Below are 25,922 nucleotides of genomic sequence, written 5' to 3'. Positions count from 1 at the left end.
GCCGCGGGGCCGCCCTTCGGGCGACGACGGGAGTGCGACGACAGGCCCTAGGAGCGGTCGGCCACGGCCGTCACAGCGTCGCCGCGAGTCGTGTTCCCTGGTCGATGGCGCGCTTGGCGTCCAGTTCGGCGGCTACGTCCGCGCCGCCGATCAGGTGTGCCACTCGGCCCGCCGCCACCAGGTCCTCGTACAGGTCGCGGCGCGGCTCCTGGCCCGCGCACAGCACCACCGTGTCGACCGGGAGCAGCTGCGCCTCCCCGCCGATCGTGAGGTGCAGGCCCTCGTCGTCGATCCGGTCGTACGACACACCCGCGACCATCGCCACGCCCCGGTGCTTGAGCTCGGTGCGGTGGATCCACCCCGTGGTCTTGCCGAGGCCCGCGCCGACCTTGGACTCCTTGCGCTGGAGCAGGTGCACCTGGCGCGGCGCCGCACCGCGTTCGGGGGTGCGCAGCCCGCCCCGGTTCTCGTACGACGTGTCCACGCCCCACTGGCGGAAGTACGTCTCGGGGTCCTGGCTCGCGCCCTCCCCGCCGTCCGTCAGGAACTCCGCGACGTCGAAGCCGATGCCGCCCGCACCGATGATCGCGACCCGCTCGCCGACGGGCGCGCCGTCCCGCAGCACGTCCAGGTAGCTCAGGACGCTCGGGTGGTCCTCGCCCGCGATCCCGGGGGTGCGGGGGGAGACGCCCGTGGCGACGACGACCTCGTCGTACTCCGCGAGGTCGGCGGGTGACACGTATGTGTTCAGCCGGACGTCGACACCGCGCTCGGCGAGCTGCACGCGGAAGTAGCGCAGCGTCTCGTCGAACTCCTCCTTGCCGGGCACCCGCTTGGCGATGTTCAGCTGGCCTCCGATCTCGGCCGCCGCGTCGAACAGCGTCACGGAGTGGCCCCGCTCGGCCGCCGACACCGCGCAGGACAGGCCGGCCGGCCCCGCGCCGACGACGGCGATCCGCTTGGCGCGGCGGGTGGGGGAGAGGACCAGCTCGGTCTCGTGGCAGGCGCGCGGGTTGACCAGACAGGAGGTGATCTTCAGGTTGAACGTGTGGTCCAGGCAGGCCTGGTTGCAGCCGATGCAGGTGTTGATCGTGTCGGCGCGCCCGGCCGTGGCCTTGGCGACGAAGTCCGGGTCGGCGAGGAAGGGGCGGGCCAGCGAGACGAGGTCGGCGCGGCCGTCCGCGAGGATCTCCTCGGCGACCTCGGGGGTGTTGATGCGGTTGCTGGTGACGAGCGGCACGGAGACCGCGCCCATCAGCTTCTTCGTCACCCAGGTGTACGCCCCGCGCGGCACGGAGGTCGCGATGGTGGGGATGCGGGCCTCGTGCCAGCCGATGCCGGTGTTGATGATGGTCGCGCCGGCCGCCTCGATCTCCTTGGCCAGCCGGACGACCTCCTCCAGGGTGGAACCGCCGGGCACGAGGTCCAGCATGGACAGGCGGTAGACGACGATGAAGTCCGTGCCGACCCGCTCGCGGATCCGGCGGACGATCTCCAGCGGGAACCGCACGCGGTTCTCGTACGAGCCACCCCAGCGGTCGGTGCGCTGGTTGGTCGCGGCGGCGATGAACTCGTTGATCAGGTAACCCTCGGAGCCCATCACCTCGACACCGTCGTACCCGGCCTCCTTGGCGAGTTCGGCGCAGCGCGCGTAGTCCTCGACGGTCTGCTCGACCTCGGCCTCGGTCAGCTCGTTCGGTACGAAGGGGCTGATGGGCGCCTTGAGGGCGCTCGGCGCGACGAGGCCGGGGTGGTACGCGTACCGGCCGAAGTGCAGGATCTGCATCGCGATCCGGCCACCGGCCCCGTGCACGGCGTCGGTGATCAGCCGGTGCTCGGCCGCCTCCTCCGCCGTGGTGAGCTTCGCGCCGCCGTCCCAGGGGCGCCCGGCCTCGTTGGGCGCGATGCCGCCGGTGACGATGAGGCCGACACCGCCCCGGGCGCGCTCGGCGTAGAACGCGGCCATGCGCTCGAAGCCGTGCTCGGTCTCCTCCAGGCCGACGTGCATCGATCCCATGATCACCCGGTTGGGCAGGGTGGTGAACCCGAGGTCGAGCGGGCTCAGCAGGTGCGGGTACGGGGTCATGCGGGCGCCTCCTCGCGCAGGATCTTCGCCCCCAGTTCTAGGGGCTCCCAGGCGGTTATGCAACTAGTTGCAGAAGGAGAGAGGCGTGATGTCTACTACTCGGTAGCAAAGCGGGCCGCCACCACCCCCGACCACGCCTCCAGCTCCTCCGGGGTGCGCGGCTCCGGCGCACCGGGGGCCAGCAGACCATGCGCGCGGAGCAGCCGGGCCACCGACGTGCCCCACGGCCGCCGCAGCCGGGCCTCGGCGAGCAGCGCGTCGTCCGCGAGCAGCTCCGCGACCGGCCCGGTCCGCAGCCCCGAAGGGGCCAGCACCGCCGCCTCGTCCGCCCAGCGCAACGCCAGATCCACGTCGTGCGTCGCCATCACCACCGTCGTGCCCGAGCCGCGCAGCCGGTGGAGCGTGTCGAGCAGCCGCTCCTGGCCGTGCGGATCGAGTCCCGCCGTCGGCTCGTCCATGATCAGCACCCGTGGCCGCATCGCCACGGCCCCCGCGATCGCCGCCCGCTTGCGCTGCCCGTACGACAGCAGGTGCGTCGGCCGGTCCTCCAGGGCCGCGATGTCCAGCGCCTCCAGCGCCTCGCGCACCCGGAGCCGCACCTCCTCCTCCGGCAGTCCCAGGTTCATCGGCCCGAACGACACGTCCTGGCCGACCGACGCGGCGAACAGCTGGTCGTCCGGGTCCTGCACCACCAGCTGCACGGTCGTCCGCAGCAGGGTCAGCCCCTTCCGGTCGTACGCCACCTCCTCCCCGTCCAGGAGCAGCGACCCGCTCCCGCACCGCAGACCGCCGCTGAGCAGCCGAAGCAGCGTCGTCTTGCCGCCGCCGTTGCGGCCGAGCAGCGCGACCGCGCGCCCTTCCGCCACCGCGAAGTCCACCCCGGAGAGGACAGCGGGACCGTCCTCGTAGGCGAAACCGGCGCGGACCAGCTCGACGACGGGGGTGGGGGGCGTCGAAGACGTCACGGAAGGAACCTTTCCAGTACGAGGGTGAGGGCGACGAGCCCCGCGAGGAGCGCGCCCGAGGCGGCGAGGAACCGGCGGGACACCGCACACGCGGGCACCATGACCCGCAGCGTCCCGTCGTAACCCCGCCCGGCGAGCCCCGACTGCAGCCGCTGCGCCCGGTCGAAGGCCCGGACGAACGTCGTCGCGCCGAGACCGGCCAGCGACCGCCAGGTCGCCGCCCGTGTGGTGTGCCCGAGCCGGGCCGCCTGCGCCTGCCGGATCTTGGCCAGCGAGTCGAGCAGCAGGAAGATGATCCGGTACATCACGAGCGCCACGTCGACCACCGGCGCCGGCACCCCGGCCCGTACGAGCCGGGGCAGGACGTCCGACACCGGCGTCGTGAACGCGAACAGCAGCACCCCGAGCGAGGCCGACGCGGTCCGCAGCAGCAGCCCGCCCGCCTGCGCGGGCCCGCCGGGCGCCCACGCGACGAGCCCCCGGGCGCCGCCGACCTCGAAGAGCAGCGGAACGGCTCCCGTGACGCAGAACGCGAGCGGCACCCGGAAGGCCCGCCACAGGGCCCGGCCCGGCACACCGGCCGGACCGAGCAGGACCGTGAGCGTGGCCGCCGCGACGAGCACGGCGCCCGGCCACGGCGGCAGACCGACGGCGCACAAGGTCAGGCCGAAGCCGAGCAGCGCCTTCTCGGCAGGATGACGGAGGCGCCAGCGACCGCTGTGCGCCGCCGCGTCGATCGGCAGCATCGGCGGCTACGCGTCCTGCCCGTCGGGTGCCCCGCGCGGCGGCGCGGCGGCGGGCTCGTCGTGCGGGGGAGCGGCGCCGTGCTCGTGCGCGGCGGCCCCCTCCTCCACGGCCGCCCCGGCCTCCGCCTTCGCTCGTTCCGCCCCCTGTCTGCGGCCCCGCCGCAGACCGAAGTAGTACGCCAGGACGCCCGCGCCGACGGCCGCCTGCAAGGCGAACAGCGCGGACTCGATCTCTCCGGACGGCGGCTCGTACAAGGGGCTGAACCACGGCTCGTAGTCCGGGCGAAGTTCCGTGATCGCGGTCTCCGCCTCCGCGTCGGAGCCGGTGAACGGCTCCTTCTTGTGGTCCCCGAGCCCCAGCGCCAGCGGCAGCACCGCGAGCGCGGCGACGACGAGCAGCAGCAGGGCGTTGATCTTCGCGTTCCTGCTCATCGCGCGGCCGCCTCCTCGTGCCGGTCCGTCCGACGCCCGGCGAGGACGCCGAGCCGGATCAGTTCACCCTTGCTGGACTGCGTGAGCAGCCGCATCACGAGGACGGTGAGCAGGCCCTCGCTCACCGCGAGCGGAATCTGCGTCACGGCGAAGATCCCGCCGAACTTGACGAGCGCGCCGGGGACACCGCTGCCCGGGTCGGGGAAGGCCAGGGCCAGCTGGACGCTGGTCACGCAGTACGTGGAGAGGTCGGCGACGAACGCGCCGAAGAAGACGGCGACCATCAGCGGCGCCCCGAGGCGGCGCACCAGCCGGTACGTCCCGTAGCCGGCCCAGGGGCCGACGATCGCCATCGAGAAGGCGTTCGCGCCGAGCGTGGTCAGGCCGCCGTGCGCGAGCAGCAGCGCCTGGAAGAGCAGGGTGATCGTCCCCAGGACCGCCATGATCGGCGGCCGGAACAGGATGGCGCCCAGACCCGTACCGGTCGGGTGTGAGCAACTCCCCGTCACCGAGGGCAGTTTGAGTGCCGACAGGACGAAGGTGAAGGCGCCGGAGGCGCCGAGCAGCAGGGTGGACTCGGGATTCGACCGCACCTCGCGGGTCAGCGCGCGGACCCCGTGGACGACGAACGGCGCGGACGCGACGCCCCAGGCGGCGGCGTGCACAGGGGGTAGATACCCCTCGGCTATATGCATGGTTGGGAGACCCTCTCCAGCACCTCGTGGATGGACAACGCACCCTGGCCGGTCTCCTGGCTGACGGTCATGCCGTCCGGACTCCGCCTTCCCACACCACGACGGTCTCCCGACGCGGTCCAGTGGCTTCCCCGAGGGTGTTCCCCGCGGGGGTGGAGCCGGACCTCCCGATCACAGTGGCGAGGGCCGCACCGGTACTTCACCGGTTTCCCGTACACCAAGGCCCTGCGACATTAGTGCGTTGACCTGCTGGATCACAACACGGTCGCCACCCGGTGCGGCGTCTCGGTCACTCCGCGCACTCACTCCTTGCGGTAGGCGTACGCCTCCGAGGCCGCCGCGGCCACCGCGTCGAGGTCCCCGCCCGCGCTCGCCGTGACCAGGGCGGCGACCGCGCCCTCGACGAACGGCGCGTCCACCAGGCGGGTGCCCCCGGGCAGTTCGTCGCCCTCGGCGAGCAGCGCCTTCACGGTGAGTACGGCGCTGCCCAGATCGACCAGGACCGCCACCCCGGCGCCCCGGTCGACGGCCTTCGCCGCCTCGCAGATCAGCTCGGAACTTGTGCCGAGGCCGCCGTCCGGGGTCCCGCCCGCGGGGGCCACGGGCGCCAGGTCGCCGCCGCCGGCGAGCCCCCGGGCCAGCTCGGCCACCGCCGTCGCGACGGCGGCGCTGTGCGAGACGAGCACGATGCCGACGGAACCGGCCGGGGTCCCGCCGCTCATGACGCCCCCTCGGCGCGCGAGGTCTCGGCGCCCGCCGCTTCCGTACGCGAGGACTCCGCGCTGCGTGAGGCTTCCTCGCTGCGTGAGGCTTCCGCGCCCGCCGTCTCGTCGAGTGCCGCGAACAGCAGGGCCGAGGACGTCGCCCCCGGGTCCTGGTGGCCCACCGACCGCTCGCCGAGGTAACTGGCCCTGCCCTTGCGGGCCCTCAGGGGTACGGTCGCGAGGGCGCCCGCCTCGGCAGCCGTACGGGCGGCACCGTACGACTCCCGCAGCCCCTCCACGGCCGGCACGAGGGCGTCCAGCATCGTCTTGTCGCCCACCTGGGCCCCGCCCAGCTGCGACACGGCCGCCACACCGGCACCGAGGGCCTCCGCCAACTCGGCCCGGGTGACCCGCTCGCCGTCGCCCAGCGTCTTGCCCGCACGGCGCAGCAGCGTGCCGTACAGCGGCCCCGACGCGCCGCCGACCGTGGAGATCAACTGCCGTCCGGCGGTGGTGAGCACCGCGCCCGGCGTCGCCGGCGGCTCCTTCGCGAGGATGTCGCTCACGGCGGCGAACCCGCGCTTGAGGTTGACGCCGTGGTCGGCGTCGCCGATGGCCGAATCCAGCTCGGTGAGCCGGTCCGCCTCGCGGTCGACCGCCTCGGCCAGGTGGGTCAGCCAGCGGACCAGGAAGTCCGCGCCGAAGGTCTCCGTGCCGTCGTCCACCCGGTCCGCCTCTCCCGTCTCTTCCTTCTCTCCCACCTGTTCCATCACCCGGCTCACCGTCCCCAGCGCAGCGCCGGTGTCTCCACGGGCGCGTCCCAGAGCCGCAGCAGTTCCTCGTCCACCTCGCACAGGGTCACCGAGCAGCCGGCCATGTCGAGCGAGGTCACGTAGTTCCCGACCAGGGTCCGGGCCACCGGCACCCCCCGCTCGCCGAGCACCCGCTGCACCTCGGCGTTGTATCCGTACAGTTCGAGGAGCGGGGTCGCTCCCATCCCGTTCACCAGGGCGATCACCGGCCCGGACGGGCGCAGGTCCGTCAGGACGGCGTCGACGGCGAAGTCCGCGATCTCCCGCGAGGTCATCATCGGCCGCCGCTCGCGTCCGGGTTCGCCGTGGATGCCGACCCCCAGCTCCAGTTCGCCTTCCGGGAGGTCGAAGGTGGGGCTGCCCTTGGCGGGGGTGGTGCACGCGGCGAGCGCCACGCCGAAGGACCGGGAGCGTTCGTTCACCCGGCGGGCGATCGACTCCACCCGCTCCAGCGGGGCGCCCTCCTCGGCCGCCGCGCCCGCGATCTTCTCCACGAAGAGGGTGGCGCCGGTGCCGCGCCGGCCCGCCGTGTACAGGCTGTCCGTGACGGCGACGTCGTCGTCGACGAGGACCTTGGCGACCCGGATGCCCTCCTCCTCGGCGAGTTCCGCGGCCATCTCGAAGTTCAGGACGTCCCCGGTGTAGTTCTTGACGACGAACAGCACCCCGGCGCCGCTGTCCACCGCCGCCGCGGCCCGCACCATCTGGTCGGGCACGGGGGAGGTGAAGACCTCTCCCGGGCAGGCGGCCGCGAGCATCCCCGGCCCCACGAACCCGCCGTGCAGGGGCTCGTGCCCGGACCCTCCGCCGGACACCAGAGCGACCTTCCCCGCGACGGGCGCGTCCCGCCGCGTCACGACCCGCCGCTCCACGTCGACGCTGAGCTCGGGATGCGCGGCGGCCATTCCGCGCAGGGCATCGGCGACGACGGTCTCGGGGACGTTGATGAGCATGCGCATCGGTACCTCCTGGTGAGGCTGACAGAGAATGTCGACTCGGTACCGACTCTAGTGAGGGGGCGCCCGGTTGTGGCGGTGATCGCCGCACGCCCCGCCTTCTTTCCGGTCACCACGACGGGATGCCCGGCCCTCTCGGGGAACACGAGCGGACCCCGGCCGGTCCGCCCGCCCCGGCTACGCCCCGCGCACCCCGGTGGCCGGGTCCGTCACGCCGAGGCGGAGGTGCTCCACGTGGTGGAGGGCCTGGTCGAGGAGGCCGGCGACATGGTCGTCGTGCAGGGCGTAGACCACGGAGCGGCCCTGCCGGGTGCCGGTGACGAGGCCGAGGTTGCGCAGCAGACGGAGCTGGTGGGAGCAGGCGGACTGCTCCATGCCGACGGCGTCCGCGAGTTCGGTCGCCGCGCAGGGCCCTTCGCGCAGGCGGGCCAGGATCAGGAGCCTCGACGGTGTGGAGAGGGCCTGGAGGGTGGTGGCGACCTGCTGCGCGTTCTCGGGGGTCAGGCGGGTGCGCGCGGGTGCGCCGTCGTCCGTGGTGTTCGCTCCGTGGCCCATGGACGCCATCCTACGGAAATGAACACATGAATGGATGTTCAAGTATTCCTGTACGGTGGGACGGTACGACCCCTCCCGTGGGTGAGCGCGTGCGCCCCCTCCCCCGAAGGACTCCTTCCGCCATGGTCTCCACCCTGACCGAACCAGCCCGGCCCTCCGCCGTGACCACGCCGCCGCGCCGCCGCACCCGCGTCCTCGCGCTGCCGGAGGCCCGCTGGGCGCTGGCCGCCCTGGTCCTCTTCCTGGCCGCCCTCCCCCCGCACCTCCTCGGCGCGCCCGCGTGGACCTGGGGACCCCTGTACGCCGCGGCCTACCTCGCGGGCGGCTGGGAACCCGCGAAGGAGGGCCTCAAGGCGCTCAGGGACAAGACCCTGGACGTGGACCTGCTGATGGTCGTCGCCGCCCTCGGCGCCGCCGCCATCGGGCAGGTGCTCGACGGGGCCCTCCTCATCGTCATCTTCGCGACCTCGGGCGCCCTCGAAGCGGTGGCCACCACCCGTACCGCCGACTCGGTGCGCGGACTGCTCGACCTCGCCCCGACCACCGCGACCCGCCTCCTCGGCGACGGCACCGAGGAGACCGTGGCGACCGGGGAACTCCTCGTCGGCGACACGGTCGTCATCCGCCCCGGCGAGCGGGTAGGCGCCGACGGCCGTGTCCTGACGGGCGCGAGCGAGGTCGACCAGGCCACCATCACCGGCGAGCCCCTGCCCGTGCTCAAGGAGAACGGCGACGAGGTCTTCGCCGGCACCCTCAACGGCACCGGCGCACTGCGCGTCCGGGTCGAACGCGACGCCTCGGACTCGGTGATCGCCCGGATCGTCCGCATGGTGGAAGAGGCCTCCGCGACCAAGGCCCCCACACAGCTGTTCATCGAGAAGGTCGAGCAGCGCTACTCGCTCGGCATGGTCGCCGCCACCCTGGCCGTCTTCCTCGTCCCGCTCGCCCTCGGCGCCGACCTGACCGACGCACTGCTCCGGGCGATGACCTTCATGATCGTCGCCTCGCCCTGCGCCGTCGTCCTCGCCACCATGCCCCCACTGCTCTCCGCCCTCGCGAACGCGGGCCGGCACGGCGTCCTGGTCAAGTCCGCCGTCGTGATGGAGCGCCTCGGCCAGGTCGACGCGGTGGCCCTCGACAAGACCGGAACCCTGACCGAGGGCACCCCGCGCGTCACCACCGTCCGTGCCATGGCGGACTCCGGCCCCGGCGAGGACGCCGTCCTCGCCCTCGCCGCCGCGGCCGAGCACCCCAGCGAGCACCCGCTGGCCCGCGCGGTCGTCGCCGCCGCGCGGGCCCGGGGTCATCGGCCCGCGCCCGTCGAGCACTTCCGCTCCACCCCAGGCACCGGGGTCACCGCCACCCTGGACGGCGACACGGTCGCGGTCGGCGCGCCCGCCCGGCTCCTCACCGGGGGGCGGGACCCGCTCTCCGCCCGCGCCGCCGCCGTCTCGGGCGTGCTGGAGGCCGACGGACAGACCGCCGTCCTCGTCATGGTGAACGGGGTCCCGGCCGGCGTCCTCGGCATCGCGGACCGGCTGCGCCCGGACGCCGCCGCCACCGTCGCGGCCCTGACCGCGCTCACCGGCACCCCGCCCGCGCTGCTCACCGGCGACAACCCGCGCGCCGCCGCCCGCCTGGCCGCCGATGTCGGCATCACGGACGTACGCGCGGGCCTCCTGCCCCAGGACAAGGTCGCCGCCGTCCGGGAGCGGGAACGAGCGGGCCGCAAGGTCATGGTCGTCGGGGACGGCGTCAACGACGCCCCCGCCCTCGCCGCCGCGCACACCGGCGTCGCCATGGGCCGCGCCGGATCGGACCTGGCTCTGGAGACCGCCGACGTGGTCATCGTCCGCGACGAACTCGCCACCGTCCCCACGGTCGTCGCCCTGTCCCGTACCGCCCGGCGCCTGGTCGTGCAGAACCTCGTCATCGCGGGCACGGTCATCACCGGCCTGGTCGTCTGGGACCTCGCGGGCACCCTGCCGCTGCCCCTCGGCGTCCTCGGCCACGAGGGCTCCACCGTCCTCGTCGGCCTCAACGGCCTCCGACTCCTGCGCGAATCGGCCTGGCGGCGCGCCACCGCGTGACGCGCGCGAAGTGCCGGGTCACCGGACGCCCGGGAGGGTGCGCCCTCAGCCCACGTGGACGTAGGGGCGGCGGGCGCGGTCGGGCTCAGCCTCGCGCAGCACCTCCCGGGTGACCGGCGCGACGTCGCCCTGCCCGAAGAGGAAGAACCGCAGGAAGTTGGCGAACGGATTGCCCTCCGTCCACTCGAAGTAGATGTGCGGACGGGTGCCCGTCAGGTCCCGGACGTGCAGCAGGAGGGCCGCCAGCGCGTTCGGGATCGAGGAGCTCTCCACCGTGAGGACGCGGTAGCGGCCGTGCAGCACCTCGCCGCGCACCCGTAGCCCCGCTTCGAACTCCGACGGGTCGGTGACCGTCACCTCCACGAAGACCAGGTCCTCGTGGACGGGGATGTCGTTGTCGTGGCGGATCTGCTCGACCTTCTCGCGGTACTCGGCCACGTCACGGCGATCGGGCTCGTTGGCGACGAAGCGGGCCGTACGGCGCGAGATGTCCTGCACGAAGCGCGTCGCCAACTCGTCGAGCTCGATGTGGGTGACACGCAGTTCGAAGGCGCGGCCGAGACGGGAGAGGAGGGAGATGAGGATGATGCCGGCGATGAAGCAGGCACCGATCTTGACGCCGTCCGGGCGTTCGATGACGTTGACGACCGTCGTGTAGACGAACACGGCGGAGATCACGGCGAAGCCGATCGTCCAGCCGCGCTGGCCGGCCTTGCGCGCGGCGATGGTCACGGCGATGGCGGCGGAGCAGATGAGGACGAGGACGCCGGTGGCGTACGCGCCGCCCTGGGCGTCGACATCGGCGTCGAAGATCCAGGTCACCAGGAAGGCGACCAGGGTGAAGACGATCACCATCGGGCGCACCGCACGCGCCCAGTGCGGGGCCATGCCGTAGCGGGGCAGGTAGCGGGGCATCAGGTTGAGCAGCCCGGCCAGGGCGGAGGCCCCGGCGAACCACAGGATGGCGATCGTGGCGACGTCGTAGACCGTGCCGAACGTGTTGCCCAGGTACTGGTGTGCCAGATAGGCGAGCGCGCGGCCGTTGGCCTGGCCGCCGGACTCGAACTCCTTCGCCGGGATCAGGACCGTGGTGATGAAGCTCGTGCAGATCAGGAACACGCTCATGATCAGCGCGGCCGTCGTGAGCAGCTTCTTCGTGTCACGGATGCGGCCGGTCGGTTTCTTCTCGGTGTCCCCGGGATCACCCGCCACGTGCGGCATGACCGCCACGCCCGTCTCGAACCCGGACAGCCCGAGCGCGAGCTTCGGGAAGACGAGGAGAGCCACACCGACCATCGCGAAGACGTTTCCGTGCTGGGCGGTCAGCGCCGAGGCCCAGTCCGTCACCACGTGCCCCTCGGTGATCACATGCCACAGGCCGGTCACGACGACGACGGCGTTGAGCGCCAGATAGGTCCCCACCAGCGCGACCGCGACCCCGATCGCCTCCAGGAAGCCCTTGAGGAACACCGCGCCGAGCAGGGCGATCAGGACCAGCGTGACGATCATCTGCTTGTCCTGCAGAGCCTCCGCCAGATGCGGGTTCTCCACCAGGTGCGTGGACGCGTCGGCGGCCGACAGCGTGATGGTGATGAGGAAGTCGGTCGCGGCGAACCCCAGCAGGGTGAGGACGAACAGCTTGCCCTTCCAGAAGGACAGCAGCCGCTCCAGCATCGCTATCGAACCCTCGCCGTGAGGGCTCTCCTCGGCCACCCGCCGGTACACCGGAAGGGCTCCGACCAGCGTGACGACGACCAGCACGATCGTCGCGACGGGGGAGAGCAGCCCGGCCGCGAGGGCGGCGATGCCCGGCTGGTACCCGAGGGTCGAGAAGTAGTCGACACCCGTCAGGCACATCACCCGCCACCAGCGCTGCCCCCTGTGCCCGGTGTCCGGGGCCGGTTCGGCGGGACGGGAGGGCTTGCCCTTGCCCATGTCGGAAAGACCCTCCAGCATCCACGCCCGCAGCCGGCTCGTGCGCGGGCCTTCCGAGGCGCCCCCGTCGTCGGACGGGGGCCTGCCGTGGCGTGTGGCCAAGTCGTCGGATGTGGCCATGAGGGTGCTCCTGATGTCCTGCTGGGGGTGGATTTGCGCCACTTGCGAGGGTGGCCGGGCCAGCGTAGGCAACGTGTGTACGACGCAACCGGGCGGGCGCGTCAGGAACTCGTCAAGATCATCCTGCCGGGTCCGTCGCGAGGGGGACTTCCGGCTCCGGCAGGCCGTCGCCGCGCGACCGGTGCCGAAAGGGCTACTGGCTGGTACGTTCCCTCACCGACCGGTGCTCCGTCTGGGGTCGCCGGAGGCAGGGGAGAGGCATGGCGATGGTGGTGCGACAGGCGGGCGGGGTCCTTCCCGGAGGGCTCGCGGAGGCGATATCGGGGACGGCGGAGGAGATCGCCGCTGTGCTGCGCGGGGCCACGGGTGCGGCCGGCGCCCCGGCCGGTGGTCCCGGCGGTGGGGCCGGAGCAGGGCGGGCCGACGGCGGACGAAGCGGTTCCGGCGATGTCGCCGGTCTCCCCGTGCCCCGTTCCACCTGGACCGTCGGGGAGGCCGCCGCCCACCTGGCCCAGGCCAACGCCCTGATGGCCGACCTCGCCGCAGGCCGCGAGCGCCCCTACGGCGACGGCACCCCCGGCAGCCTCGCCGAGGCCAACGAGATCGACCTCGCCGGATTCACGGAGCGCGCCCCCGGCCCGCTCGCCACGCTCATCGCCGACCGCGCCGCCGACTTCCTCGCGGCCGTCGAGGACCGCGACCCGGACGCGCTCCTCTCCACCCCGCTCGGCAGCATGCGCCCGGCCGTCCTCGGCTCGTACCTCCTGACGCACATGCTCGGGCACGGATACGACCTGGCCCTCGCCCTCGGCCGCCCCCACATGCTCGACGCGCACCGGGTCGGGCTGACCCTGCCGTTCATGCTCCAGGTGATGCCCCGGGTGACCGACCCGGCCGCCGTCGCGGGTCTGACCGCGCGCTTCGCGGTACGGCTCCGCGGCGGCGCGAGCTTCGGCGTCGTCGTCACGGACGGCGCCGTCGAGGTGACCCAGGAGCCGCCCGGCCGGCCGGACTGCACGATCCTCACCGACCCGGTCGTCTTCCTGCTGCTCGGTCTGGGCCGGGTCGACCCCTGGCCCGTGATCGCCCGGGGCAAGGCCCTCGGCTGGGGACGCAAGCCCTGGCTGGCGCCGCGGTTCCCGCGGCTCTTCAGGGCCCCCTGAGCCGCCGCACCGCCGCCTTCGCGGCTCCCCCGTGCGCCCGGGCCGCTGCCGATGGATCCTGGAGGTATCGGAAGGGGCCGCGCCGCGCGCTTCCGCGCGGTCCCGCGCGCGAGGAGGCAGACCATGACCCGCACCCTGGAGTGGACGGTAGGCGTGGAACTGGTCGAGGACGCCGGCAGGACCCATGCCGAGGCCCGGTTGAGCACCGGAACCTCCACCATCACCGGCCACGGTTCCGCACGGTGCAATCCGGCGGACGCGGACGTGCCGGCGATCGGTGACGAGCTCGCCGCGAGCCGGGCGATGAAGGACCTGGCGGGCAAGCTCATGCGGGAGGCCAGCCGGGAGATGGAGGCGGTGGGCGCGGGGACCGTACCCCAGCACACCGGACCCGGATACGGCTGGCCGGAGGCGGTCTCCTGACGGAACCGCCACGCCGGGGCACGGTCGCCCGAGCGGCCCGTCGGGCCGTACGACCGTGCCCTCTGGGGCCTGTCGTCGAACTCCCGCCTGCCCCGCCGCGGGGCCGCCCTTCGGGCGACGACGGGAGTTCGACGACAGGCCCTAGCCGTCCGAGTCCCCGTCCCCCTCGTACCTCAGCCGGTCGGCGACCTCGACCACCCCGTCGACCGTCTCGCACAGCCGGACGATGACCGGGCCGAGGCCCGGGCGGTCCAGGGTGCCGCTCAGCGTCACCCGGCCCTCGTCGACGTCGATGTGCACGGCGGAGGGGGACAGGCGCAGGATGCGGACGACCACGTCCTCCCGGATCTCCTCCTGGATCGACCGGTCCCTGCGCAGGAACAGCTGGAGCAGGTCGCTGCGGCTCAGCACCCCGATCAGGCGTCCGTCCGCGTCCACCACCGGGAGCCGCTTCACCCGGTGCCGTTCCATGAGGCGGGCCGCCTCCACCGCCGTCCACGAGGGGCGGGCGGTGACGACCGGGCTCGACATCATGGCCTCGGCGGTGCTGGGCCCGTCCTTCGCCGTGTGGCGCCGCAGCAGGTCCGCCTCGGACACGACGCCCACCGGCCGGTTCTCGTCGTCGACCACCGGGACCGCGGTGATGCCGTACTCGTCGAGGAGCCGTGCGATCTCCTTGAACGACGTCCCTGGCTGCACCGCCACCGCGGCCGGTGTCATCAGGTCGGCGACACTGCGGTGCCTCATCGTCCGTTCCGTCCCTTCTGGGTTCCGGATTCCATGATCTCGCACCATGGGCGGGAACGGGATGCCGGGTCGGATCCGGGGATGGACGGCGAGCGCGTGAACCGGAGCGTGAAGGGCGTGAAGAGGGGGGCGACAAGGGCTTGCCTGTGCTGTCATGTGCATGGTTACTTCGGGTAACTCACCCCCGCGAGCCGGAAGAAGGACCCCCGCATGCCCCCTGCACGTACGTCGAGCCCCCGCCCCCGTTCCACGCGCTTCGCGGCGGCCCTCGCCGCCGCCGTCGCCCTCGTCGCCACCGCCGGCGGCACCGGATTGGCCGTGGCCCCCGAGGACCCGCCGCCCGCCGCGCTCCGAGAGGCGATGTTCGTCGGCAACAACTGGGACGGCACGGCCGACGTGATCGCCTCGCGAGGCGACTTCCACCGCATCGGCCGGCTGAACGTCATTCCCGACAAGGCGGAACGCCTCCGCGAGATCTATCTGAACCCCATCAAGCTCGCGTTCTTCCTCGGCGTCCGGACCGGACCGGGTGAGGGCCACGACCAGTTCGTGGACGACATGTACGCCACCCCGGACGGCGCCTCCATGGTCGTCTCCCGGCCGAGCTTCGCCGATGTCGTCTCCCTCGACCTGCGGACCGGACGGATCAACTGGCGCTTCCCCGTGGCCGGTTACCGCGCCGACCACATGGCCGTGTCGCCCGACGGCACCCGTGTCGCGGTCTCCGCCTCCACCGCCAACACCGTGCACGTCCTCGACATCTCCACCGGCCGTCAACTCGGCTCCTTCGCGACGGGCGACAAACCGCACGAGAACGTCTTCACCTCCGACGGAATGCTCTGGAACATGGCCATCGGCGAGGTCACCACCGCGCTCGACGCCCCCTGGCTCGACTGGACCAAGGGCGACCGCCGCATCACCGTCGTCGACGCCGAGACCTTCCGGACCGTCCGCGTCATCGACATGCGCGAACGCCTCGACGCCTTCGGGCGCGGTGACCTCTCCGACGCCGTACGCCCCCTCGTCCTCACCCCGGACGAGAAGAAGCTCTACTTCCAGGTCTCCTTCTTCAACGGCTTCCTGGAGTACGACATCGCCACGGACCGGATCACCCGGGTCAAGGAGCTCCCCGGCAACCCGGCGACCGACCCCGACCGCACCACCTGGGTCAACGACTCCCGGCACCACGGCCTCTCGATGAGCCCCGACGGCACCAAGCTCTGCGTCGCGGGGACGATGGACGACTACGCCACCGTCGTCGACCGCGCCACCCTCCAGGAGGGCCCGCTCGTCGCGGCCTCCAAGCCCTACTGGGCGACCGTGAGCGGCGACGGACGCTCCTGCGTCGTCTCCGAGAGCGGCGCCGACCGGGTGAGCGCGATCGACTTCGCCACCGGCCGGCGTGTGGCCTCCGTGGACGTGGGCGACCATCCGCAGCGCGTGCGGCTCGCCCGTATCCCCGCGGACTGGACCGGACCCAGCGGGAGTTGAGGGACGCGGGCGGGGCCTGCCGGATCCAGTCGGATCCGGCAGGCCCCGCCTTCGTGCGTTCAGGCCCTGCGGACCGAGACCTCGTAGAGCGAGTAGCCCCACTGGGTCGCCCGCTGCAGGCCGTGGACCCGGACGTGACGAGCCGACGTCGACGGGAACTCCGCCGTGTCCAACCCGCCGTCCCCGGCTTCCGTCGACCACACCGTCCGCCAGTCCGTACCGTTCTCGGACACCTCGATCCGGTACTGGCGTGGGTACGCGCGCTCCCAGTCGAGGGTCACCCGGCCGATCCGGCGGACGGCGCCCAGGTCCACGCCCAGCCACTGGTCGTCCGACCAGTCGCTGGCCCAGCGGGAGCCGACGTCACCGTCGACGGCCCGGTCCGGGGCGAAGCTCGTGAACGGGTTCCACTCCGCGGAGCTCGCCGAAGCCGGCGCGCCCGCGGCGAGGTTGACGCCCACCTCGTGGTTCTCGGTCGCCTTCCACGTGGTGAGGTACGACTCCGCGCCGCGGGACAGCTCGTCCACGACGCCCTGACCGCCGCCGGACAGCCGGATCTGCTCGATCCAGTCCGGGACCATGCCGTTGTGCGCACCGCCGTCGGTGTTGAAGTCCCAGGTGCGCTCACCGGTCACCTGCCGGTCGATCACCGAACCGCCGTCGAAGCTGCGGAAGGGGTACTTCACGGCGTTGGGAGCGTCGGCCCCGCCCGGTGCCGGCCAGCCGCCGACCCCGTTCATGTCGGTGCCGTAGCCCAGGCCGACCTTGTACTTCGCGCGGAGCGCGGCCTTCTGGCCGGCCTCGCCGATGAAGCCCTGCGCGCCGCTCATGTACTGGCCGAGGAACCCGCCCAGCCGGTAGAGCCGCTCGGTCCAGTCCAGGTCCATCCAGCTGTGGCTGGAGAGCACGCCCGGGTACTCCTCGGCCTCCAGCATGTCGAGCGCGCGGCCGGCGGCCTTGACGCTCATGTGGTCCAGCTCAAGCATCATGCCGCGCTGGATCATGCCCTTCACGGCGTACTCCCCGAGCCGGGTGAGTCCGCGCGTGTTGCACTGGGCGTCGGAGGCGTACGAGGGGACGCTCACCCCCGCCGGCAGCTTCTCCGCCATCGCGGGGGGCGCGGCGGCCAGCCCGATCGGGTTGTCGTGCTGGGGCCCCGCGCACTTCTCGGTGGCCCAGAAGGTGCCCGTGGACAGGAACTGGCCGATGTTGACGGCCACGCCCGTGGTCCCGGTGTCGAACCGGACACCGCACAGCGCGTTGTCGAACTTGTGGCAGAGGAACATGCTGCGCACGCCGAGCGCGTACAGCTCGTCCAGCCCCTTGTCGATGTCCGCCTGGCCGCACTGGGCGACGTCGAGGATCTGCTTGCAGCCGAAGGGCTCCGAGGCCTCCACGCCGAGGACGACCGCGAGCTTGCCCTGCTGGATCACCGAGCGGGCCTGGTCGGCACTGGTGACGATCCGGAACCAGCCCTTGCCGGGGCCGCCGAACATCCCGTCGATGTAGTCCTGCATCTCGTACGTCTTGCGGGCCTCGAGCCGGATCGCGTCCATCTCGTCGCAGCCGCGGTCGCGGGGCAGGAGCGAGCAGATCAGGCCGTTGCTGACGAGGTCGTTGACCAGCACGCGCTGGCCGCCGCGCCAGGCACGCTCGACCCAGGCGTAGTAGTTCTGCTGGTGGCTCAGGGAGTTGTTGGCGGGCCAGTCCTTGAACGTGGGCCAGCCGACGGGGTCGTGCTTGCCGTTGTCACCTCCTGTGAGGTGCTCGAAGAGGGCGCCAGTGCCGTCCGGGTAGTGCTCCGGACAGTCCTTGAGCGCGTCGGCGATGCCTGCGGTGGAGAACGTCTTGCCGCAGATCATCCGGCCGCCGAAGCCCTCGTTGGACATCAGGTGGTTGTGTGCGTCGACGAAGCCGCGCACCCTTCCCTGGGCGTCCGTGCCGGTGAGCGGGGCGCCCGTGACGTTGATCTGTGAGTCGGCCGCGGGGCGGGAGGTGGGCTCCCACCACGAACCGCCCGCGGCGGCCGCGGGGACGGGACCGGAGCCGAAGAGGACGGCGGCCAGGGCCAGGAACAACGCGAGAAGAGCGGATCTGCCGCCCGTTCCGCGCGTGATGGGTCGTGTCATGTGTGCGATGCCCTCCGGTCGGTGGGGTGTACCGGGCGCCCCGAGGATCGCGGTGTTGGCGGAGTGAGTCAAGAGTCCGGGACAGATGACCTGTTGAGGGATGCGTGGGTCCCGCCGGACCGGTGGTGCTGCACGCGGGCGTTCGGCGGGACCGGGCGTCATCCCTCGATCAGCAGCACCAGTTGATCGGCCGTCAGATCCAGCTGGTCAGAGGCGGTCCGCTCGTCACCGAGGACCAGATACTGGAGCGTCAGACCGTCGATCACCGCCGCCAGATAGCGTGCGAGCGTCTCGGCCGGCATCCGGAACTCCACCCCCCGCACCTCACGGACCTGAGCGAGCAGGGCGTCCGCCGACACCACGTACTGGTCGTACTGCGCGCGCGCCAGATGCTCGAACCCCGGTTCCCGCAGTGCGTACTGGGTGAGGTCGTATGTCAGCATGTGCTCGCCCGGGTGGGCCGTGACATGGTCCCAGTACGTCTGGAGCGCGCCCCGTACCGTCTCCCGCAGGGTGGAGCCCGGTTCGACCGCCGACATCACCCGCACCACGTAGTTGCCCGTGATCGTCTCGATCGCGGCCTCCAGGAGGGCCTGCTTGGACTCGAAGCAGTAGTGGAACACGCTCAGCGACACACCGGCCTCGGCGCAGATCGACCGGGTGGTCGTCCTGGCGACGCCGTCCCTGGTCATCGCCCTGATCGCGGCCTCGACCAGCTGCCTGCGTCGTACGGCCGACGGCATCCGCCCCATGGTTCCTCCTCGGGTCCGGCGTCAGGGTAACCGCAGCGCTGCGCGGAATCGCCACCCCGGGTCCGCGGGGTCAGCCGGCTCGGTGGGGCAGCGGGTTCGGCCAGGCGCCGCGCTCCGCGAGCCGCAGGACCAGCGACGCGATGTTCCACGCGTCGTCCTCGCCGCTGTGGTGACGCCCTTCGAGGGGCAGCCCGGCGACCTCCAGGGCCTGCGCCATCCCCGGGCGCCTGACCAGCCCGTACGCCTCGGTGAAGACGACCTTCGCGTTGGTGTGGCGAAACCCGAAGGGGTACCGGGTGCCGGTGGCCCGGCACTGGCGGGTGAACTGGTTGCGGTCGTAGTCGCCCCAGCTCGCCCAGGGCCGTACGCCCGCCCCGTACGTCGTCGCGAGCAGCCGGCAGGCGTCGGCGAAGTCCAGGCCGCCGTCCACCTCGGCCTGGGTGAGCCCGGTCAGCCCGGTACAGAACGCGCTGACCCGCGAGCGGGCCGGCCGGACCAGCACGCGGTGGCGGGAGACCCGTTCCCGCGCCTCCAGATCGACGACCGTCAGCCCGATCTCGATGATCTCGCTGACCGCCCCGGGCGGTCGCTCACCCTCCCAGCAGGTCGCCTCGACGTCGACGACGTTGACCAGATTCCCGTGCTCCATGCGGGGGAGCCTAGGAGGGCGGGGGAGCCCCCGGCATCCGGTTTACGCCGGGGGAGTCCCCGTCTGCCACCCGGTCCCGCTCCAGGACCGCGCGCAGCGCCGCCACCGCGTGCGCGCGGTGTTCGTCGAGCCAGCGCACGGTGGCCTCCTCGTCGCCCTGCCGGAGCGCGGAGATGACGGCGCGGTGTTCGCGCACGGCCTGCTTACGGTGCGGGTCCTCGGTGTAGTACAGCGAGCGGTACGCGTCGGTGGAGTCCCACAGGGTCGCGATGAGGCGGACCAGCCTCGGCATCCCGGACGCCTCGATCAGCGTGAAGTGGAAGCGCCTGTTCGAGGCGGCCATCGCCGTCACGTCACCCTCCTCGGCGGCCCGCTCCACCTCGCGCTGGATGCCTTCGAGGGCGGCCACGATGCCGTCCGGCAGCAGCCGCACGGCCATCCGCACCGCCTCGGTCTCCAGGAGCTCCCGGATCCGGTAGATCTCCTCCAGGTCGGAGAGGGAGAGCTCCGCGACGAAGTAGCCCCGGTGGATGTGATGGACGACCAGACCCTCGGCCTCCAGGGCCTTGAGGGCCTCGCGCAGCGGCACCCGGCTCACCTCGTACCGGGCCGCGAGGGCGTCCTGCCGGATCTGCCCGCCGGGCCTCAGCTCCCCGCTGGTGATGGCGCGCCGCAGTTCTTCGAGGACGAACTGCTGGGCGGTCTGCGGCCGCCGCTTCTGCACCGCGCTGCTCATCGCCTGTGTGACCTTCCGTTCCCTCGCTCTGCCCACCGGCGGATCACTCCACCGGTCAAGACCATCTTCCTACGCGCGCGTGGCTACGGATTCCGCGCGCCGGCGGCCTTCGTCCCCACCAGGCCCAGGGAGGACAGCAGGTCCTCGGTGTGCTCGCCCAGGCGCGGGGGAGCGGCGCGGTAGCTGGGCGGGGTGGCACCGAGCCGGACCGGATGGGCGACCTGCCCCGGGCCGGCCGCCGACTCCGGCACCCTGGGAGCGAGCCCCAGCCGTTCGGCGAGGTCGAAGGCGGCGGCCAGGTCGTTGATCGGCCCGCACGGCACGCCGACGGCGGTCAGCTCCTCGAACCACCGGTCGGCGGTACGGGTCCCCAGCGGCCCGGCGAGAGCGGCGACCAGCTCCTCCCGGTGGGCGACCCGGGCGGTGTTGGTGGCGAAACGGGGATCGTCGGCCAGCTCCGGCAGGCCGAGCCCCCCGCACAGGGACCGGAACTGCCGGTCGTTGCCGACGGCGAGGACCAGCGGCCGGTCCAGCGCCTCGAACACCTCGTACGGGGCGATGCTCGGGTGCCGGTTTCCCATCGCGCGCGGGACGGCACCGGCACCGAGGTGGGCCGCCGCCTGGTTGGTGAGCGCCGACAGCAGGGAGGACAGCAGGGAGACCTCGACCCGCTGCCCCTCGCCGGTGCGCTCCCGGTGCCGGAGGGCGGCGAGGACGCCGAGGCCCGCGTGGAGCCCGGTGATGACGTCGACCAGGGCGACCCCGGCCTTCGTGCCCTGGCCGTCCGGTTCGCCGGTCACGCTCATCAGGCCGCCCATGGCCTGGACGAGCAGGTCGTAGCCGGGCAGCCGGGCGCCCTCCGCGGTGCCGAAGCCGGTCACCGAGCAGTAGACCAGCCCCGGATTGCTCGCCCGCACGTCCTCGTACCCGAGACCGAGCCGGTCCATCGTGCCGGGGCGGAAGTTCTCCACGAGCACGTCCGCGCGGTCCACGATCGCGCGCGCCGCCGCCAGACCCTCGGGGTCCGCGAGGTCGAGCGCGACGGAACGCTTGTTCCGGTTCACCCCGAGGAAGTACGTCGCCTCCCCGTCGGCGAACGGCGGGCCCCACGCGCGCGTGTCGTCGCCGGAACCGGGCCGCTCGATCTTGATCACGTCGGCGCCGAGGTCGGCGAGGAGCATCGTCATGTACGGCCCAGCCAGCACGCGCCCGAAGTCGGCGACGACGATCCCCGACAGAGCGCCCGGCTCCGTCGGACCCGGCTGATCTGCGCGCATGCCGTTCTCCCTCACTGGCGATCGGATCCCATCGGACCGTACGGTTCGGACATCGGATTTTCAATACTGGATCCAATATCCGATCTAGGGCTACGCTTCGGCTCGCCGAGTCGCCACAGCCGCCAGGAGGCCGTCCGTGAAGTCGCAGTCGTCGTCGCAGTCCAGCTCCGCTCCCGTCCACCCCTTCGACCTGCTCGCCGTCGACGGACTGCTGACCGACGAGGAGCGCGAGATCCGCCGCACCGTCCGCGCCGTCGCCGACCGCGAGCTGCGGCCGCACGTAGCCGGCTGGTTCGAGAAGGGCGAGATCCCCGCCCGCGAACTCGCCCGCACCCTCGGCGGCATCGGCGTGCTCGGCATGCACCTGGAGGGCTACGGCTGCGCGGGCACCAACTCCGTCGCGTACGGCCTCGCCTGTCTGGAACTGGAGGCCGTGGACTCCGGACTGCGCTCCCTGGTCTCCGTGCAGGGCTCCCTCGCCATGTACGCGATCTGGAAGTACGGCTCCGAGGAGCAGAAGCAGCGCTGGCTGCCGAAGATGGCGGCGGGCGAGTACATCGGCTGCTTCGGCCTCACCGAGCCCGACGCCGGTTCGGACCCCGGCGCCATGCGCACCCACGCCAAGCGCGACGGCTCCGACTGGGTGCTCAACGGCACCAAGATGTGGATCACCAACGGCTCCGTGGCCGATGTCGCCGTCGTCTGGGCCCGTACCGAGGACGGCGTGCGCGGATTCCTCGTCCCGGCCGGCACGCCCGGATTCAGCGCCCCGGAGATCAAGATGAAGCTGTCGCTGCGGGCCAGCGTCACCAGCGAACTGGTCCTGGAGGACGTGCGTCTCCCGGCCGACGCGATGCTTCCCGACGCCCGCGGCCTCTCCGGCCCGCTCGGCTGCCTCAACGAGGCCCGGTTCGGCATCGTCTTCGGCGCGCTCGGCGCCGCCCGCGACTGCCTGGAGACGGCGATCTCCTACGCCCGCGACCGGATCGTCTTCGCCCGCTCCCTCGCCTCGTACCAGCTGACGCAGCAGAAGCTCGCGGACATGTCCGTCGAACTGGGCAAGGGCATGCTGCTCGCCCTCCACCTCGGCCGCCTCAAGGACGCGGGGACGCTCACAGCCGAGCAGGTGAGCGTGGGCAAGCTGAACAACGTGCGCGAGGCCATCGCCATCGCCCGCGAGTGCCGCACGATCCTGGGCGCCAACGGCATCACCCTGGAGTACCCGGTGCTGCGGCACGCCAACAACCTGGAGTCGGTGCTCACCTACGAGGGCACGAGCGAGGTCCACTCCCTGGTCATCGGCAAGGCGCTCACGGGCGAACAGGCCTTCCGCTGAGCGAGACCGGAACGGCCCCCAAGGTCGAACCGGGCCGAAGCGGCCCCGGCTAGAACGGGCTGAAGCGGTCCCGGCTAAACCGAGCCGAAGCGGCCCCCGGCCGGGCGGAGCGCGCGCGCTCGGCCGGGGGAGCCGACGCGTCCGCTCAGCCCGCCGTCACACGGCCGAGGAAGGCGTCCAGGTTGCCCGTGAGACGGGCGACCTGCTCGTCGAGGGTCAGGGACTCCTCGTGGCGCCGGTGGCGCAGCTTCGGCTGCCGCTTGCCCCGGACGTAGAGGGAGCAGGCCAGGTCGGAGCAGAGGTAGATCCCGACCGTGTTCCCCTCGCGGCCGCGGGGGCCGGCGAGCGGCGCCACGAGCAGCGTGACGCCGGAGGAGGCGTGCCCGGTCAGACACACCTGGCACATGCTCGACTTCACCGCGCTGGTCCGGCCGGCCGCAGGGACCCGCAGGCTCACCCCGACCGGGCCGTCCGGACGGGGTACGACCAGATGTGCCCGGAGCGGCGCGCCCGGGTCGATCCAGCCGAGGAAGTCCAGGTCGTCCCAGGGGAGTTCGGCGAAGTCGAGCGGCAGCTTGAGGCGGGCCGCCTCGCCCTTGGTGCTGTTCACGAAGGACGCGCGGATCTGCTTGTCGGTCAATGGTTCCACTCGGTGGACCGTACACGGGCCCCTGCGGACGCGGCATCCGAAATACGGCCGCCCCGGGCTGCCCGCGTCCGCCTGCCTGCCCCTTCGGATGCCGCGTCCGTCAGGCCACCCAGTCCGGGAGCGCGGGGGCGGCGAAGCGGCCCGGGGCGCCGTCGAGGGCCGACGCGAGCCGTTCCGCCGCCGGTTCGTACACCTCCGCCGGCAGCGTGTACGGGAGGCGGAGCCGGTGCTCGTGCGTACCGGGGTCCACACCGAACCGGGCGCCGCCCTCGACCCGCACCCCGTGCCGTAGCGCGCGCGTGGCGAGGCCCGAGGCGACCGGCCGGCCCAGGTCGATCCACAGGCACATCCCGCCCGGCGGCACCGTCCAGCGCCATTCCGGCACATGGCGGGCCAGGGCCGAGGTCAGGGCGTCGCGGCGCAGCCGCAGCTCCTCGACGCGGCGCGGCAGGATCACGTCGAGCCGGTCCATCAGGGCGACGGCCACCAGCTGGTCGAGTACCGAACCGGACAGGTCGGCGGTGATCCGTACCCTGGCCAGCTCGGTCACGACCCGGGACGCGGCCCGTACCCAGCCGACCCGGAGTCCGCCCCAGCAGCTCTTGCTCAGTGAGCCGACGGAGACGATCTGCTCGCCGTCCCCGCCGGCGGCGGTCGCCGCGAAGGGCAGCGGCGCGGGCACGTCCAGGGCGATGTCCGTCAGCGTCTCGTCCACCACCAGCCAGGTCCCGGTGGACCGCGCGGCGCGCGCCAGGTCGCGGCGCTGTTCCTGCGGCATCAGGTGCCCGGTCGGATTGTGGAAGTCCGGGATCAGATAGGCCAGGCGCGGCGCGGTCTGCCGGAGCGCGGCGTCCACGAGCCCGGTGTCCCAGCCGGCCTCCGTGACCGGCACCGGGGTGATGCGGAGCATTCGGCTCCGCATCGCGTCGAGGGCGTTGGTGTACGAGGGGTTCTCGGCGAGCACCCGGTCGCCGGGCCGGCCCAGCAGCGTGAGCACCAGCGAGAGCGCCTGCTGGGCGCCCGTGGTGACGAGGATCTGTTCCGGCAGGGTCGGCAGCCCGCGCGCGGTGTAGCGCTCGGCGACGGCGGCGCGCAGCGCGGGCAGCCCGTACGGGTGGTAGCCCTGCGAGCCCGCGTAGCGGGGCAGCTCGGCCGCGGCGGCGGTGAGCGCGGTGGACAGCTCGTCCGCCGGGGCCTCGGGCGCGGCCAGGGCGAGGTCGACGGTGGTTCCGGTGTCGTCGTGGAAGGCGCGGAGCGCGGTCGGCGCCTGCCCGTCGGGGAGCGCGGTCCAGGTACCCGCGCCGCGCCGGCTGTGCGCGTAACCGCTCTCCCGGAGCAGGTCGTACGCGCCGGTCACCGTCGTCCTGCTGACAGCGAGCACGGTGGCGAGTTCCCGCTCGGCGGGCAGTCGCAGGCCCAGCGCCACGCGCCCGTCGAGCAGCGCCTCGCGCACCGCCCGTGCGAGCTCCCGGTAGCCGAAGCGGCCGTCGGGGGGCGGGGTGAGCAGCGACGCGAGCTGGCGGCCCGTAAGAGTGCGGTCCACGGTGCGGACCACGCGTGCCATTGCCATGCCAATCACTCCTCATTGGCTCTGCTGTCCGGGCCAATCAGGTTACAGACTCCTTTCAGTGGCCTGGTGGCCGCATTCAGGAAAGGAGACAAATCGATGTCCGGACACTTCACCGACCGTGACGAGCGGATGTGGCAGCGACAGGCCGAGGAGAGGGCGGCGCGGCCCCTGCCGATCGGAGCCTGGCTGAAAGCACTGCGCACCCCGCGTCCCGGGCCGCCCCGGGCCGTCCGGCCGGAGTGGCCGGAACGGGCCCCCGGCTCGCCCCGGGTCCGGTCCTCCGGGCGGACGCCCGTGCCCGCCCGCCCCCGTCCCGCAGAACAGGCGTGAACGGGGCTCCGGCGGGCCCCGTCGGCCGGGTCGTCGTCGGGGTGACCGGTTCGCTCGCCTCGCTCGCCGCCCTGCGGTACGCGACCGCCCTCGCCCGGCGTGACGGCGTCCCCGTCCTCGCGGTCCTCGCCTGGGAACCCCCGGAGGGTGAGGCGCTGTACGCCCGGATGCCCGACCGGGCCTGGGCGCGCACCTGGGCCGAGGATGCCCACCGCCGTCTGGAGGACGCCTTCGTCGAGGGTCTCGGCGACCTCCCCGCGGATGTGGTCCTGGAGGGCCGGGTGGTCAGGGGCGCCCCGGCGGCGGCGCTGTGCGCGACGGCCGACCGCCCCGGCGACCTGCTGGTCCTCGGCTCCGCACCGGGCCGGGCCCGGTGGGGGCGGCTGCGCCGCCGCCCGGTCCTGCGGGCGGTCGTACGGCGGGCGGAGCGCCCCGTGCTGACCGTGCCCGGTCCGGCCCTGCTGCCCGGCGAGGCCCGCGTGCTGCGCAGGAACGCCCGTACCCCCGAATCCGGTCGGAGCCGGCCGACCGGTACGGGAGTACGGGTGGACGGGGGAGTGGGCTGACGGGGAGT

At 72.8% G+C, this 25,922-nt stretch carries 25 protein-coding genes and 1 riboswitch; of the genes, 7 read left to right on the top strand and 18 right to left on the bottom strand.

The window, feature by feature from the left end:
- Positions 1–70: 70 nt before the first annotated feature.
- The 9 genes from V4Y03_RS01995 to V4Y03_RS01955 all read right to left on the bottom strand — a co-directional run bounded on the left by V4Y03_RS01995 (position 71) and on the right by V4Y03_RS01955 (position 7,951).
- The gene (locus V4Y03_RS01995; protein WP_332433768.1) at positions 71–2,086 is read right to left on the bottom strand and encodes an NADPH-dependent 2,4-dienoyl-CoA reductase; all 2,016 of its coding nucleotides are present in this window, start codon (positions 2,084–2,086) and stop codon (positions 71–73) included.
- Between the two features lie 95 nt (positions 2,087–2,181).
- Positions 2,182–3,051 (bottom strand): ATP-binding cassette domain-containing protein, encoded by an 870-nt coding sequence (locus tag V4Y03_RS01990; RefSeq protein WP_332433766.1) that lies wholly within the window; start codon positions 3,049–3,051, stop codon positions 2,182–2,184.
- Entirely contained in the window at positions 3,048–3,797 is a 750-nt protein-coding gene (gene cbiQ, locus V4Y03_RS01985; protein WP_332433764.1) for a cobalt ECF transporter T component CbiQ, read from the bottom strand. Before cbiQ ends, V4Y03_RS01990 begins: the two co-directional genes overlap by 4 nt.
- A gap of 6 nt (positions 3,798–3,803) precedes the next feature.
- Positions 3,804–4,229 carry an energy-coupling factor ABC transporter substrate-binding protein gene (locus V4Y03_RS01980; protein WP_332433762.1) on the bottom strand — a complete coding sequence of 142 codons (426 nt, stop codon included), beginning with the start codon at positions 4,227–4,229 and terminating at the stop codon, positions 3,804–3,806.
- Positions 4,226–4,924 (bottom strand): energy-coupling factor ABC transporter permease, encoded by a 699-nt coding sequence (locus V4Y03_RS01975; RefSeq protein WP_317878144.1) that lies wholly within the window; start codon positions 4,922–4,924, stop codon positions 4,226–4,228. Before V4Y03_RS01975 ends, V4Y03_RS01980 begins: the two co-directional genes overlap by 4 nt.
- A 29-nt stretch (positions 4,925–4,953) precedes the next feature.
- Positions 4,954–5,161, bottom strand: a riboswitch (cobalamin riboswitch).
- Positions 5,162–5,226: 65 nt separating this feature from the next.
- Positions 5,227–5,646: a PTS-dependent dihydroxyacetone kinase phosphotransferase subunit DhaM gene (locus tag V4Y03_RS01970; protein ID WP_332433761.1), complete on the bottom strand. Its 420-nt coding sequence runs from the start codon at positions 5,644–5,646 to the stop codon at positions 5,227–5,229.
- Positions 5,643–6,398: a dihydroxyacetone kinase subunit DhaL gene (dhaL, locus tag V4Y03_RS01965; protein ID WP_332433759.1), complete on the bottom strand. Its 756-nt coding sequence runs from the start codon at positions 6,396–6,398 to the stop codon at positions 5,643–5,645. Before dhaL ends, V4Y03_RS01970 begins: the two co-directional genes overlap by 4 nt.
- 8 nt (positions 6,399–6,406) lie before the next feature.
- On the bottom strand, positions 6,407–7,399 hold the full coding sequence (gene dhaK, locus V4Y03_RS01960; RefSeq protein ID WP_317878622.1) for a dihydroxyacetone kinase subunit DhaK: 993 nt from the start codon (positions 7,397–7,399) through the stop codon (positions 6,407–6,409).
- 174 nt (positions 7,400–7,573) lie between these two features.
- Positions 7,574–7,951 (bottom strand): ArsR/SmtB family transcription factor, encoded by a 378-nt coding sequence (locus tag V4Y03_RS01955; protein WP_317878621.1) that lies wholly within the window; start codon positions 7,949–7,951, stop codon positions 7,574–7,576.
- A gap of 122 nt (positions 7,952–8,073) precedes the next feature.
- Here V4Y03_RS01955 and V4Y03_RS01950 point away from each other — a divergent pair, with 122 nt between their 5' ends.
- Positions 8,074–10,041: a heavy metal translocating P-type ATPase gene (locus V4Y03_RS01950; protein WP_332433757.1), complete on the top strand. Its 1,968-nt coding sequence runs from the start codon at positions 8,074–8,076 to the stop codon at positions 10,039–10,041.
- A gap of 45 nt (positions 10,042–10,086) precedes the next feature.
- On the opposite strand, the gene V4Y03_RS01945 is transcribed toward V4Y03_RS01950, so the two are convergent.
- The gene (locus V4Y03_RS01945; RefSeq protein ID WP_332437085.1) at positions 10,087–11,997 is read right to left on the bottom strand and encodes an amino acid transporter; all 1,911 of its coding nucleotides are present in this window, start codon (positions 11,995–11,997) and stop codon (positions 10,087–10,089) included.
- Positions 11,998–12,362: 365 nt separating this feature from the next.
- Here V4Y03_RS01945 and V4Y03_RS01940 point away from each other — a divergent pair, with 365 nt between their 5' ends.
- Both V4Y03_RS01940 and V4Y03_RS01935 read left to right on the top strand, forming a co-directional pair.
- Positions 12,363–13,259, top strand: a complete 897-nt coding sequence (locus tag V4Y03_RS01940; RefSeq protein ID WP_443079857.1) for a maleylpyruvate isomerase family mycothiol-dependent enzyme — start codon at positions 12,363–12,365, stop codon at positions 13,257–13,259.
- Positions 13,260–13,382: 123 nt separating this feature from the next.
- Entirely contained in the window at positions 13,383–13,682 is a 300-nt protein-coding gene (locus tag V4Y03_RS01935; protein WP_332433755.1) for a DUF1876 domain-containing protein, read from the top strand.
- A 141-nt stretch (positions 13,683–13,823) separates the two neighbouring features.
- Here V4Y03_RS01935 and V4Y03_RS01930 read toward each other — a convergent pair whose 3' ends face one another.
- The gene (locus V4Y03_RS01930) at positions 13,824–14,429 is read right to left on the bottom strand and encodes a CBS domain-containing protein (RefSeq protein WP_317873588.1); all 606 of its coding nucleotides are present in this window, start codon (positions 14,427–14,429) and stop codon (positions 13,824–13,826) included.
- Positions 14,430–14,639: 210 nt separating this feature from the next.
- On the opposite strand from V4Y03_RS01930, the gene V4Y03_RS01925 reads away from it, so the two are divergent.
- A complete protein-coding gene (locus tag V4Y03_RS01925; protein WP_332433754.1) occupies positions 14,640–15,920 on the top strand; it encodes a YncE family protein in 1,281 nt (426 codons plus the stop codon).
- A gap of 59 nt (positions 15,921–15,979) precedes the next feature.
- Here the strand turns inward: V4Y03_RS01925 and V4Y03_RS01920 are convergent, their stop codons facing one another.
- From V4Y03_RS01920 to V4Y03_RS01900, 5 genes are all read right to left on the bottom strand, one after another.
- A complete protein-coding gene (locus V4Y03_RS01920; RefSeq protein ID WP_332433752.1) occupies positions 15,980–18,049 on the bottom strand; it encodes a discoidin domain-containing protein in 2,070 nt (689 codons plus the stop codon).
- A gap of 158 nt (positions 18,050–18,207) precedes the next feature.
- Positions 18,208–18,801 (bottom strand): TetR/AcrR family transcriptional regulator, encoded by a 594-nt coding sequence (locus V4Y03_RS01915; protein ID WP_317873585.1) that lies wholly within the window; start codon positions 18,799–18,801, stop codon positions 18,208–18,210.
- Between the two features lie 70 nt (positions 18,802–18,871).
- Entirely contained in the window at positions 18,872–19,450 is a 579-nt protein-coding gene (locus tag V4Y03_RS01910) for a 3'-5' exonuclease (RefSeq protein WP_332433751.1), read from the bottom strand.
- A 10-nt stretch (positions 19,451–19,460) separates the two neighbouring features.
- Positions 19,461–20,186, bottom strand: a complete 726-nt coding sequence (locus V4Y03_RS01905) for a GntR family transcriptional regulator (RefSeq protein WP_332433750.1) — start codon at positions 20,184–20,186, stop codon at positions 19,461–19,463.
- An 83-nt stretch (positions 20,187–20,269) separates the two neighbouring features.
- Positions 20,270–21,463 carry a CaiB/BaiF CoA transferase family protein gene (locus V4Y03_RS01900; protein WP_332433749.1) on the bottom strand — a complete coding sequence of 398 codons (1,194 nt, stop codon included), beginning with the start codon at positions 21,461–21,463 and terminating at the stop codon, positions 20,270–20,272.
- 136 nt (positions 21,464–21,599) lie between these two features.
- On the opposite strand from V4Y03_RS01900, the gene V4Y03_RS01895 reads away from it, so the two are divergent.
- Positions 21,600–22,799 (top strand): acyl-CoA dehydrogenase family protein, encoded by a 1,200-nt coding sequence (locus V4Y03_RS01895; RefSeq protein ID WP_317873581.1) that lies wholly within the window; start codon positions 21,600–21,602, stop codon positions 22,797–22,799.
- Between the two features lie 145 nt (positions 22,800–22,944).
- On the opposite strand, the gene V4Y03_RS01890 is transcribed toward V4Y03_RS01895, so the two are convergent.
- Together V4Y03_RS01890 and yczR are read right to left on the bottom strand one after the other, a co-directional pair.
- Entirely contained in the window at positions 22,945–23,448 is a 504-nt protein-coding gene (locus tag V4Y03_RS01890) for an FBP domain-containing protein (RefSeq protein WP_317873580.1), read from the bottom strand.
- 100 nt (positions 23,449–23,548) lie between these two features.
- Positions 23,549–25,018 (bottom strand): MocR-like transcription factor YczR, encoded by a 1,470-nt coding sequence (gene yczR / locus V4Y03_RS01885; protein ID WP_332433748.1) that lies wholly within the window; start codon positions 25,016–25,018, stop codon positions 23,549–23,551.
- Positions 25,019–25,114: 96 nt separating this feature from the next.
- Between yczR and V4Y03_RS01880 the strand changes: the two genes are divergently transcribed.
- Together V4Y03_RS01880 and V4Y03_RS01875 are read left to right on the top strand one after the other, a co-directional pair.
- On the top strand, positions 25,115–25,348 hold the full coding sequence (locus V4Y03_RS01880; RefSeq protein WP_317873578.1) for a hypothetical protein: 234 nt from the start codon (positions 25,115–25,117) through the stop codon (positions 25,346–25,348).
- Positions 25,345–25,914 carry a universal stress protein gene (locus V4Y03_RS01875; protein WP_332433746.1) on the top strand — a complete coding sequence of 190 codons (570 nt, stop codon included), beginning with the start codon at positions 25,345–25,347 and terminating at the stop codon, positions 25,912–25,914. Before V4Y03_RS01880 ends, V4Y03_RS01875 begins: the two co-directional genes overlap by 4 nt.
- The last annotated feature ends 8 nt before the right edge of the window (positions 25,915–25,922 follow it).

The organism is Streptomyces sp. P9-A4, assembly GCF_036634195.1.
Classification (GTDB): domain Bacteria; phylum Actinomycetota; class Actinomycetes; order Streptomycetales; family Streptomycetaceae; genus Streptomyces.
The sequence above is the reverse complement of the archived record's forward strand: the minus strand, read 5'-3'. Positions and strand labels throughout refer to the sequence as shown.